The following is an 11,625-nucleotide window of genomic DNA, read 5'->3' as shown; positions in this document are numbered from 1 at the left end:
AACTCGCGGACCGGCCGGGCCGGTTCCACCGCCACACCGCGCGCAGCCGTGCCGCGGCACCGTCAACAAGGGGGAGCGCCAGTGCGTCGAAGGATCGAGGTGCAGTCATCTATGAGTGAGCGGAGCGAGCTCATCATCGAGAGCTGCCCGTTGCGCGAAGCGCCTGGCGAGCGGAGCGAGGTGGGCGCATGAGCGCGGCTGCCACCGGCTACTGCCGGGTGACCGTCGTCGCCCCCGACAGCAAGATCGACGTCGCCCTGCCCGAGGACGTCCCGCTCGCGGACGTCTACCCCGAGGTGCTGCGGCTGGCCAAGCAGAGCCAGCCCGACGGCGCCCCCACCGGCTTCCACCTGGTCCGCCGCGACGGCACGGTGCTCGACAGCAGCCTGTCGCTGTCCGCCCAGCAGGTCCGCGACGGCGACCTGCTCGCGCTGCGCCCCTTCGCCGAGTCCCTCCCGCCGGCCGTCTACGACGACGTCGCCGACGCCATCGCCAGCGCCGTCGAGGCCGACCGCCGGTTCTGGACCGTCGACCTGATGCGCGGCTTCAGCCTGATCGGCGCCGGGGTGCTGCTCACCCTGCTCGGCTTCGCGCTCTGGTTCTCCGACCTGCGCCACGACATGCACGGACTGCCCGGCATCCTGGCCGGCGTCACCGCCGTCGTGCTCACCGCGCTCGCCGGGGTGCGCGCCCGGGTCTACCAGGACGCCCACTCCGCCCTCGCGCTCGGCCTCGGCGCCCTGCCGCACGCCATGATCGGCGGCAGCGGCATCCTCGCCGTCGCCCACAAGTGGGACGGCCCCGGCCGGCTCCAGTTCCTGACCGGCTGCGTCGCCGTCCTGGTGGTCGCCGTGCTGCTGGCCGGACTGCTGCCCGAGAAGGACGCGGTGTTCGTCGCCGCCGCCTTCGTCGCCACCGCCGGCTCGCTCGCCACCTTCACCGCCGTGCTGATGCCCGGCACCCCGGCCGGGAACATCGCCGCCGTCACCGGTGTCGCCGCCGTGGCCGCGGTCGGCTTCCTGCCCAGCCTCTCCGCCCGCTTCGCGCGGCTGCCGGTCGGCTTCAGCGCCCCCGGCCAGACCCGCACCCGCAGCCGCGACTACGACGAGGAAGCCGAGCGCGCCGAGGCCGTCCAGTACGAGAAGATCGCCCACCAGGCGCGCCGCGGCCACGAGGTGCTGGTCGGCTTGGTCGGCGGCTGCGCCGCGGTGGTGGTCGGTGCCTGCGCCGTCCTCGCCTTCACCGACCGGACCTTCCCCGAGCTGCTCGCGCTGGCCCTGGGCATCGCCACCATGCTGCGCGCCCGGCTGTTCCGCTACACCGCGCAGGTCCTCAGCCTCACCGTCGCCGGCCTGCTGGGCCTGTGCCTGCTGATCGTCGGGCTGTCCCTGCACACCCCGCAGTTCTTCCTGCGCGCGGCCGGCTCCACCACCGAGCTCGACCTGCGCACCATCTGGCTGGCCGCCTCCATCGCCTTCGGGGCCGCGCTGCTCACCGCGATCGCCCTGGTGGTGCCCAGGCTCGGCGTCTCCCCGTTCTGGGGGCGCATCCTGGACCTGGTCGACAGCCTCACCCTGATGTCCCTGGTGCCGCTGGCGCTCGCCGTCCTGAACATCTACCGGCTGGTCCGCGGCGCCACCGGCTGACCCCGCCGCCCGCCACCGCCCTCCCCGGGAACCGCTCCGCTACCCCTCGTGAGGCCCGCTGGCCAGCCGGGTGGGCGGCACTGGTACGCTTGGCCTCCGAGCGCAGCCGTGTGTCCGCCCCCGGTTGGTCGTCCAGCGACAAATCCGGAGGGGTGCCGGCCGCGCTCCGACACCGAGTTCTCGCAGAGTCCTGTGCTGTCGACCAGGACCGCTCGGTAAGACCTTGAAGGAGTTGCAGTGGCTCTCGCCTCTGACGTCAAGAAGCAGATCATGGCCGAGTTCGGCACCAAGGAGGGCGACACCGGCTCCCCCGAGGTCCAGGTGGCCATGCTGTCCCGTCGCATCTCGGACCTGACCGAGCACCTCAAGACCCACAAGCACGACCACCACTCGCGTCGTGGCCTGCTGATCCTGGTCGGCCAGCGCCGTCGCCTGCTGCAGTACCTGGCCAAGAAGGACATCGAGCGCTTCCGTACGCTCGTCGACCGCCTGGGCATCCGCCGCGGTGCCGCCGGTGGCGCCCGCTAAGACCGCTGCTCGGGGCGGCTCCCCACGCCGGGGAGCCGCCCCTCGCGCGTATGCCGCGGCGGCCAGCGACAAGCTCGCTGCCCGCGGCACCCGGACATAACAACTCGCGCGCACCTCCCCAGGTGGCCGAGGATTGCACCGTAGGGTTGTGGGCATGCCGGGTGATGGCGCACCAGCGCGCCACCCTGGCAGAAAGACCCGAAACCCCCGCGGGACGAAGGCTTCAAACGGAAGCCGCCCGCATCCGAGAGAGCGTCCAGACGCGAACCGCCCGTCCCGGCCCGGCAGCCGTGAGGCGCCGGTCCTCGGTAGTGGCCCCCGGAACCCCCGCAGCCGAGCGGGGCACGCCGGAGGCTTCGATCGAAGACCGGCCCGACTGCCGCCCTCCCTGGCAGGAGGGCCCCAGGGCCAACCGCAAGGCAGTGCGCGGGGGCGCTCTCCCGGAGACGTACGAAAGAGGAGATCTTCCAGGTGGAAGAGAACGTGTTCTACGCCGAGGCCGTGATCGACAACGGTTCCTTCGGCACCCGTACCATCCGCTTCGAGACCGGCCGTCTGGCCCGTCAGGCCGCCGGCTCCGCCGTGGCCTACCTGGACGACGACACCATGGTGCTGTCGGCCACCAGCGCGTCCAAGCAGCCGAAGGAGCACTTCGACTTCTTCCCGCTGACCGTGGACGTCGAGGAGCGGATGTACGCCGCCGGCCGCATCCCCGGCTCGTTCTTCCGTCGCGAGGGCCGGCCCTCCGAGGACGCGATCCTCACCTGCCGCCTGATCGACCGCCCGCTGCGCCCGTCCTTCGTCAAGGGCCTGCGCAACGAGGTCCAGGTCGTCTGCACCGTGATGGCGCTCAACCCCGACCACCTGTACGACGTGGTCGCCATCAACGCCGCCTCCGCCTCCACCCAGCTGGCGGGCCTGCCGTTCTCCGGCCCGATCGGCGGCGTGCGCGTCGCGCTGATCAAGGGCCAGTGGGTCGCCTTCCCGACCCACAGCGAGCTGGAGTCGGCCGTCTTCGACATGGTCGTCGCCGGTCGCGTCCTGCCGGACGGCGACGTCGCGATCATGATGGTCGAGGCCGAGGCCACCGACAAGACCATCAAGCTGGTCGAGGGCGGCGCCGAGGCGCCGACCGAGGAGGTCGTGGCCGCCGGTCTCGAGGCCGCCAAGCCGTTCATCAAGGTGCTGTGCGCCGCGCAGTCGCAGCTGGCGGCCCAGGCCGCCAAGCCGACCGCCGAGTTCCCCGTCTTCCTGGACTACCAGGACGACGTCCTCGCCGCGCTGACCGCCGCCGTCAAGGACGAGCTGGCCCAGGCCCTCACCATCCCGGGCAAGCAGGAGCGCAACAACGAGCTGGACCGCGTCAAGGCGGTTGCGGCCGAGAAGCTGCTCCCCGAGTTCGAGGGTCGCGAGAAGGAGATCAGCGCCGCCTACAACGCGCTGACCAAGAAGATCGTCCGCGAGCGCGTCATCACGGACAAGATCCGCATCGACGGCCGCGGCGTCACCGACATCCGCACCCTGGCCGCCGAGGTCGAGGCCATCCCGCGCGTCCACGGCTCGGCCCTGTTCGAGCGCGGCGAGACCCAGATCCTGGGTGTCACCACGCTGAACATGCTGCGCATGGAGCAGCAGCTGGACACGCTCTCCCCGGAGACGCGTCGCCGCTACATGCACAACTACAACTTCCCGCCGTACTCGGTCGGCGAGACCGGCCGCGTGGGCTCGCCCAAGCGCCGCGAGATCGGCCACGGCGCCCTGGCCGAGCGGGCCATCCTGCCGGTGCTGCCCACCCGCGAGGAGTTCCCGTACGCCATCCGCCAGGTCTCCGAGGCGCTCGGCTCCAACGGCTCCACCTCGATGGGCTCGGTCTGCGCCTCGACCATGTCGCTGCTGAACGCCGGTGTGCCGCTGAAGGCCGCCGTCGCCGGTATCGCCATGGGCCTGATCTCCCAGGAGATCGACGGTGAGACCCACTACGTCGCGCTGACCGACATCCTGGGTGCCGAGGACGCGTACGGCGACATGGACTTCAAGGTCGCCGGTACCCGCAACTTCATCACCGCGCTGCAGCTGGACACCAAGCTCAACGGCATCCCGGCCTCGGTGCTGGCCGCCGCGCTGAAGCAGGCCCGCGACGCCCGCCTGCACATCCTCGACGTGATGAACGAGGCCATCGACTCCCCGGACGAGATGTCCCCGAACGCGCCGCGCATCATCACCATCAAGATCCCGGTGGACAAGATCGGTGAGGTCATCGGCCCCAAGGGCAAGATGATCAACCAGATCCAGGAGGACACCGGCGCCGAGATCACGATCGAGGACGACGGCACCATCTACATCGGTGCCGCCGACGGCCCGGCCGCCGAGGCCGCCCGCACCACGATCAACCAGATCGCCAACCCGACCATGCCGGAGGTCGGCGAGCGCTACCTGGGCACCGTGGTCAAGACCACGACCTTCGGCGCGTTCGTCTCGCTCATGCCGGGCAAGGACGGCCTGCTGCACATCTCGCAGATCCGCAAGCTGGCCGGCGGCAAGCGCGTGGAGAACGTCGAGGACGTCCTCGGCGTCGGCGCCAAGGTGCAGGTCGAGATCGCCGAGATCGACCCCCGCGGCAAGCTCTCCCTGATCCCGGTCGTCGAGGGCGAGGAGGGCGGCGAGGCCGCTTCCGAGTGAAGCGCCGCTAGCTGACCCCTTGCGGCCCGTACGCCTCCCGGCGTGCGGGCCGCACCCTGTTGTCCACGCGTTCGTCCGTACGTGTCTTTCCACGTGCGTTTTGTCTGGAGGTACCCCCCGTGGCCCAGGCCCCGGCGGTAAAGCAGCGACCCGGCACCACCCGGACCCTGCTCAAGGGCGTCGACGGCGCCGGAACGGTGCGCCGCACCGTGCTGCCCGGCGGCCTGCGGGTCGTCACCGAGACCCTGCCGACGGTGCGCTCCGCGACCTTCGGCATCTGGGTCGGCGTCGGCTCGCGGGACGAGACCCCGCAGCTCAACGGCGCCACCCACTACCTGGAGCACCTGCTCTTCAAGGGCACCGAGCGGCGCAGCGCGCTGGACATCTCGGCCGCCCTGGACGCGGTCGGCGGCGAGATGAACGCCTTCACCGCGAAGGAGAACACCTGCTACTACGCCAGGGTCCTGGACACCGACCTGCCGCTGGCCATCGACGTGGTCTGCGACATGCTCACCGGCTCGCTGATCCGCACCGAGGACGTGGAGGCCGAGCGCGGCGTCATCCTGGAAGAGATGGCGATGGCCGAGGACGACCCGGGTGACGTGGTCCACGACCTGTTCGCCAAGGTGATCTACGGCAGCGGCCCGCTCGGCCGCCCGATCCTCGGCACCCAGGAGACCATCAAGGCTCTCACCCGGGACCAGGTCGCCGGCTTCTACCACCGCCGCTACCGCCCGGAGCACCTGGTCGTCGCCGCGGCCGGCAACCTGGACCACCGCAAGGTGGTCAAGCAGGTCGAGCAGGCCTTCGCCCCGGTGCTGGCCCGCTCCACCGCGGTCCCCGCCGAGGCCCGCCGCGGCGTCAAGGCACTGCGCACGGCCGGCCGGGTCGAGGTGCTCAACCGCTCCACCGAGCAGGCCCACCTGGTGCTGGGCGTGCCCGGGGTGCCCCGGCACGACGAGCGCCGCTGGGCGATGGGCGTGCTCAACGCGGCCCTGGGCGGCGGGATGAGTTCCCGGCTGTTCCAGGAGGTCCGGGAGAAGCGCGGGCTGGCGTACTCGGTCTACTCGTACTCCTCCTCGTACGCGGACAGCGGCCTGTTCGGCATCTACGCCGGCTGCCAGCCCAAGCGGGTCGAGGAGGTGCTGCGGATCTGCCGCGCCGAGCTGGCCAAGGTGGTCGCCGAGGGCATCACCGAGGAGGAGCTGCACCGCGCGATCGGCCAGATCTCCGGTTCCACCGTGCTCGGCATGGAGGACACCGGGTCGCTGATGAACCGGATCGGCAAGGCCGAGCTCAGCTACGGGCACCACCTGTCGGTCGACGACATGCTGGAGCGGATCGGGGCCGTGACCCTGGAGGACGTCCACGCGGTGGCCCGTGATGTGCTGGGCGCGTACCGGCCGTCGCTGGCGCTGATCGGCCCGGTCAACGACAAGCGGGCCGCCAAGCTCGCCGATCTGCTGGTCTGAGATTGCCCGGCCCGAGATTGCCCGGTGTGAGTTTGCTGGTGAGAGGACTTTCGCTATGACACTGCGTGTCGCCGTGATCGGCGCCAAGGGCCGGATCGGCTCCGAGGCGGTCAAGGCCGTCGAGGCCGCGCCGGACCTGGAGCTGGTGGCCACCCTCGGCCGCGATTCCGAGCTGGAGGAGCTGACCGGGGCCGGGGCCCAGGTCGTCGTCGAGCTGACCCACCCGGACTCGGTGATGGGCAACCTCGACTACTGCCTGCACCACGGCATCCACGTGGTCACCGGCACCACCGGCTGGACGGACGAGCGGCTCGCCACCGTCCGCGGCTGGCTCGACCGGGCCCCGGAGCTCGGCCTGCTGATCGCGCCGAACTTCTCCATCGGTGCGATCCTCGGCATGAAGTTCTCCCAGATCGCCGCCCGGTACTTCGAGTCGGTCGAGGTGGTCGAGCTGCACCACGACCGCAAGGCCGACGCCCCCAGCGGCACCGCCACCCGCACCGCCCAGCTGATCGCGGCCGCCCGCGCCGAGGCCGGCCGCCCCCGGCAGCAGGACCCGACCACCCACAGCCTGCCCGGCGCCCGCGGCGCCGACGTGGACGGGGTGCCGGTGCACGCGGTACGGCTGCGCGGCCTGCTCGCCCACCAGCAGGTGATGTTCGGCGACACCGGCGAGACGCTCACCATCCGGCACGACTCGCTGCACCACAGCAGCTTCATGCCGGGCATCCTGCTGGGCGTGCGCAAGGTCGTCGGGACGCCGGGGCTGACCTTCGGCCTCGAACACTTCCTGGACCTGTGACCGTGCTCATTCCTGGGAGAGTGGCATGACCTCTCGTACCGGTTTCTTCGTCCTGTCCGGCGTGCTGCTGCTGGTCGCCCTGCTCTGCGTGGGGGAGGGCGTCCAGCTGATCGCCACCGGCAAGCCGCTCGGCATCGGCATCGGCATCTGTGCTTTCGTCATCCCGATGATCGGCGTCTGGTTCCTGCGCCAGACTGTCCGCTTCGGCCGGGCCAGCGAGCAGCTCGCCCACGAGCTGGAGGCCGAGGGCGGCCTGCCGGTGGACGAGCTGAAGCGCACCACCGGCGGGCGGATCGACCGGGCCTCGGCCGACGCGGTGTTCGCCCGCCGCCAGGCCGAGGCGGAGGCCGCGCCCGGCGACTGGCGGGTCTGGTTCCGCCTCGCCGTGGCGTACGCCGACGCCGGCGACACCCCGCGCGCCCGTAAGACCATGCAGCACGCCATCAAGCTGCACAGCACCGAACCCGCAAGGAGTAACGCGTGAGCGACGAACCGACGGCCCCCAGCTTCCGCAGCGACGTGACGGTGGAGCTGGTCCGCAGCGCCGCCTCCGACTCGGACGTCATCTGGGCGGCCCGGGTCTCGACCGCGGGCGAGCAGTCCCTGGAGGCGCTCCAGCAGGACCCGGAGAAGTCCAAGGGCCTGATCAACTTCCTGATGCGGGACCGGCACGGCACGCCCTTCGAGCACAACTCGATGACATTCTTCATCAGCGCGCCGATCTTCGTGTTCCGCGAGTTCCACCGCCACCGCAGCGGCTGGTCGTACAACGAGGAGTCCGGCCGCTACCGCGAGCTGCAGCCGGTCTTCTACGTCCCCGGCGAGGACCGGAAGCTGGTCCAGCAGGGCCGCCCCGGCAAGTACGAGTTCACCGAGGGCACCCCGGAGCAGCACAGGACCACGAGCGAGGCGATGGAGGCCGCGTACCGCGAGTCCTACGCGCGCTACCAGGAGATGCTGGCGGCGGGCGTGGCCCGGGAGGTGGCCCGCGCGGTGCTGCCGGTCGGCCTGTTCTCCTCGATGTACGCGACCTGCAACTCGCGCTCGCTGATGCACTTCCTCTCGCTGCGCACCAGGCGGGAGAACTCGGCGGTGCCGTCGTTCCCGCAGCGCGAGATCGAGATGGTCGCCGAGCAGATGGAGCAGCAGTGGGCCCAGCTCATGCCGCTCACCCATGCGGCCTTCGAGAAGCACGGTCGAGTCGCCCCCTGACCTGGGACGACAGGCATATGGGCAGAGTATGTGGCATGTCTGGATTGCGGCTTTTCTAGCCGCTCCCTAGATTCGTGACCACGGATTCCGGTGCTGCCCGAACCCCCGAGCGGGCAGTACCGGGATCCCATTTCCTGCCTCTGACCTGCTACACCTGTCCGAACCCTGGACCGGCATGGGTACCGCCCCACCGCCTACGAGTAGCTTTGGACCCATGGCTCCGACCTCCACCCCCCAGACGCCGTTCGGCCGGGTGCTGACCGCGATGGTCACCCCGTTCACCGCCGACGGCGGACTCGACCTCGACGGCGCCCAGCGCCTCGCCACGCACCTCGTCGACTCCGGGAACGACGGCCTCGTCGTCAACGGCACCACCGGTGAGTCCCCGACCACCAGCGACGCCGAGAAGGCCCAGCTCGTCCGCGCCGTGGTGGAGGCGGTCGGGGACCGGGCGCACGTGGTGGCCGGCGTCGGCACCAACGACACGCACCACAGCGTCGAGCTGGCCCGCCAGGGCGAGGCCGCCGGGGCGCACGGCCTGCTCGTGGTCACGCCGTACTACAACAAGCCCCCGCAGGAGGGCCTGTACCGGCACTTCATGCAGGTCGCCGACGCCACGGGCCTGCCGGTCATGGCGTACGACATCCCGGGCCGCAGCGGGGTCGCGCTGAGCCACGAGACGCTGGTCCGGCTCGGCGAGCACCCGCGGATCGTCGCCAACAAGGACGCCAAGGGCGACCTCGGCGCCGCGGCCTGGGCGATCGCCCGCTCCGACCTCGCCTGGTACTCCGGCGACGACATCCTCAACCTGCCGCTGCTGTCGGTCGGAGCCGTCGGCGTGGTCAGCGTCGTCGGACACGTGGTGGCCGGTGAGCTGAAGACGATGATCGAGGCCTACCTGGCGGGTGATGTGGCCAAGGCCACCGCGATCCACCAGGGTCTGCTGCCCGTGTTCACGGGTATGTTCCGCACCCAGGGCGCGATCCTCACCAAGGCCGCGCTGGGACTCCAGGGCCTGCCGGCCGGCCCGCTGCGGCTGCCGCTGGTCGGCGCGACGCCCGAGGAGATCGACCGATTGAAGCAGGATCTCGCCGCCGGCGGGGTAGACCTGTAGCAGACACAGACGTGCGCGCCCCGGCTCGCCGGACCCTCACGGGACCGCCGCTGGACCGGACCGAAGGCGCGAAAGCACCGACCCAGTAGGAAAACGACACTGAGTACGCACGCCATATGTCTTCAGGGGAGGACCCCGGGCATATGGCGTGCGTCGTGAGGAGAGTCTTTTGAGCCACCCGCACCCCGAACTCGGCGCACCCCCGGCCCTGAAGGAGGGCGCCCTCCGTATCACTCCGCTCGGCGGCCTCGGCGAGATCGGCCGCAACATGACGGTCTTCGAATACGGGGACCGCATCCTGATCGTCGACTGCGGCGTCCTCTTCCCCGAGGACGAGCAGCCCGGCGTCGACCTGATCCTCCCGGACTTCAGCTACATCCGGGACCGCCTCGACAAGGTCGACGGCATCGTCCTCACCCACGGGCACGAGGACCACATCGGCGCCGTCCCCTTCCTCCTCCGGGAGAACCCGGACATCCCGCTGATCGGTTCGAAGCTGACCCTGGCGCTGATCGAGGCCAAGCTCGCCGAGCACCGCATCCGGCCGTACGTGCTGGAGGTCAAGGAGGGCGAGCGCGAGCGCATCGGCCCCTTCGACTGCGAGTTCATCGCGGTCAACCACTCCATCCCGGACGCCCTCGCCGTGGCCGTCCGCACCCCCGCCGGCATGGTCGTGGCCACCGGCGACTTCAAGATGGACCAGCTGCCGCTGGACGGCCGCCTCACCGACCTGCCGACCTTCGCCAAGCTGGCGGAGGAGGGCCTGGACCTGCTGCTGGTGGACTCCACCAACGCCGAGGTCCCCGGCTTCATCCCGCACGAGCGGGACATCTCGGCGGCGCTGCGAAACGTTTTCGCGAACGCCGATCGGCGCATCATCGTCGCCTCCTTCGCCAGCCACGTGCACCGCATCCAGCAGGTGCTGGACGCCGCCCACGAGTACGGTCGCAAGGTCGCCTTCGTCGGCCGCTCGATGGTCCGCAACATGGGCATCGCCCGCGACCTCGGCTACCTGAAGGTTCCCGGCAACCTGATCGTGGACGTCAAGCAGCTGGACGACCTCCCGGAGAAGGAGGTCGTGCTCATCTGCACCGGCTCGCAGGGCGAGCCGATGGCGGCGCTCTCCCGGATGGCCAACCGCGACCACCAGATCCGCATCGTCGAGGGCGACACCGTCGTCCTGGCGTCCTCGCTCATCCCGGGCAACGAGAACGCCGTGTACCGCGTGATCAACGGCCTGACCCGCTGGGGCGCCAAGGTCGTGCACAAGGGCAACGCCAAGGTGCACGTCTCCGGCCACGCCTCGGCCGGCGAGCTGCTCTACTTCTTCAACATCTGCAAGCCGCGCAACCTGATGCCGGTCCACGGTGAGTGGCGCCACCTGCGGGCCGCCGCCGAGCTGGGCATCGCCACCGGTGTGCCGCGCAACCGCGTGGTCATCGCCGAGGACGGCGTCTGCGTCGACCTGGAGAAGGGCGTCGCCCGGATCGTCGGCAAGGTGCAGGCCGGCTACGTCTACGTGGACGGCGCCTCGGTCGGCGACATCACCGAGGCCTCGCTCAAGGACCGCAGGATCCTCGGCGAGGAGGGCTTCATCTCGGTCTTCGTCGCGGTCGACTCGACCAACGGCAAGATCGTCGGCGGTCCGACCATCCAGGCCCGCGGCTCCGGCATCGAGGACAGTGCCTTCGTGCCGGTGGCCTCCAAGCTCCAGGAGGCCCTGGACCGCTCGGCCAGCGACGGCGTGCTGGAGCCCCGCCAGGTGCAGCAGCTGGTCCGTCGGACCATCGGCAAGTGGGTCGCGGACAACTACCGCCGCCGGCCGATGATCCTGCCGGTCGTCGTCGAGGTCTGAGCCTGCTCCGACCCCGCCTGAGGCTGGTTTGACGTGGGGCGACCCGGTGCGTAATGTTCTCCGGGTTGCCCCACGGGACGAGCCCCAAGGAAGTCCTCGAATCTGAATTCGAGAACGACCGGGAAAACGGACCGAGAAACTCTGATAGAGTTCGGGAGCGCCGAAAGGCAAAAGCCAAATCGGATGAATGAAACTCCGGAAAGCGGAGCGGAAAACATCTGGTAAGCTGGAAACACGAAAGAACGAAGCGCCCGGAGGGCCCGCTGGAAGGCGGTCCGAAGGAAGCGTCCGTTCCTTGAGAACTCAACAGCGTGCCA

General features: G+C 70.4%; 9 protein-coding genes. All 9 read left to right on the top strand.

Annotated features, from left to right (window positions below; translation table 11 throughout):
* Positions 1-188 precede the first annotated feature (188 nt).
* A complete protein-coding gene (gene eccD, locus ACIRYZ_RS35735; protein WP_402952389.1) occupies positions 189-1,646 on the top strand; it encodes a type VII secretion integral membrane protein EccD in 1,458 nt (485 codons plus the stop codon).
* A 237-nt stretch (positions 1,647-1,883) separates the two neighbouring features.
* The gene (gene rpsO / locus ACIRYZ_RS35730) at positions 1,884-2,174 is read left to right on the top strand and encodes a 30S ribosomal protein S15 (RefSeq protein ID WP_030062424.1); all 291 of its coding nucleotides are present in this window, start codon (positions 1,884-1,886) and stop codon (positions 2,172-2,174) included.
* A gap of 471 nt (positions 2,175-2,645) precedes the next feature.
* Positions 2,646-4,853: a polyribonucleotide nucleotidyltransferase gene (locus tag ACIRYZ_RS35725; protein WP_402952388.1), complete on the top strand. Its 2,208-nt coding sequence runs from the start codon at positions 2,646-2,648 to the stop codon at positions 4,851-4,853.
* 119 nt (positions 4,854-4,972) lie between these two features.
* Positions 4,973-6,325 (top strand): M16 family metallopeptidase, encoded by a 1,353-nt coding sequence (locus tag ACIRYZ_RS35720; RefSeq protein WP_402952386.1) that lies wholly within the window; start codon positions 4,973-4,975, stop codon positions 6,323-6,325.
* 55 nt (positions 6,326-6,380) lie between these two features.
* Complete coding sequence (gene dapB / locus ACIRYZ_RS35715; RefSeq protein ID WP_393038815.1) at positions 6,381-7,127, top strand: 4-hydroxy-tetrahydrodipicolinate reductase; 747 nt, start codon at positions 6,381-6,383, stop codon at positions 7,125-7,127.
* A 25-nt stretch (positions 7,128-7,152) separates the two neighbouring features.
* Entirely contained in the window at positions 7,153-7,611 is a 459-nt protein-coding gene (locus tag ACIRYZ_RS35710; RefSeq protein WP_387621889.1) for a hypothetical protein, read from the top strand.
* The gene (thyX, locus tag ACIRYZ_RS35705) at positions 7,608-8,339 is read left to right on the top strand and encodes an FAD-dependent thymidylate synthase (RefSeq protein WP_402952384.1); all 732 of its coding nucleotides are present in this window, start codon (positions 7,608-7,610) and stop codon (positions 8,337-8,339) included. Before ACIRYZ_RS35710 ends, thyX begins: the two co-directional genes overlap by 4 nt.
* A 214-nt stretch (positions 8,340-8,553) precedes the next feature.
* Positions 8,554-9,453, top strand: a complete 900-nt coding sequence (gene dapA / locus ACIRYZ_RS35700) for a 4-hydroxy-tetrahydrodipicolinate synthase (protein ID WP_402952382.1) — start codon at positions 8,554-8,556, stop codon at positions 9,451-9,453.
* Positions 9,454-9,622: 169 nt separating this feature from the next.
* On the top strand, positions 9,623-11,308 hold the full coding sequence (locus ACIRYZ_RS35695) for a ribonuclease J (protein ID WP_402952380.1): 1,686 nt from the start codon (positions 9,623-9,625) through the stop codon (positions 11,306-11,308).
* The last annotated feature ends 317 nt before the right edge of the window (positions 11,309-11,625 follow it).

The sequence above is a fragment of the Kitasatospora sp. NPDC101155 genome (assembly GCF_044768305.1).
In the GTDB taxonomy this organism is placed as follows: Bacteria; Actinomycetota; Actinomycetes; order Streptomycetales; family Streptomycetaceae; genus Kitasatospora.
The sequence above is the reverse complement of the archived record's forward strand: the minus strand, read 5'-3'. Positions and strand labels throughout refer to the sequence as shown.

Coding starts and splice junctions, on each gene's coding strand:
- ACIRYZ_RS35710 (WP_387621889.1), top strand. CDS start 7,153: ATGACCTCTCGTACCGGTTTCTTCGTCCTGTCCGGCGTGCTGCTGCTG.
- dapA (WP_402952382.1), top strand. CDS start 8,554: ATGGCTCCGACCTCCACCCCCCAGACGCCGTTCGGCCGGGTGCTGACC.
- eccD (WP_402952389.1), top strand. CDS start 189: ATGAGCGCGGCTGCCACCGGCTACTGCCGGGTGACCGTCGTCGCCCCC.
- dapB (WP_393038815.1), top strand. CDS start 6,381: ATGACACTGCGTGTCGCCGTGATCGGCGCCAAGGGCCGGATCGGCTCC.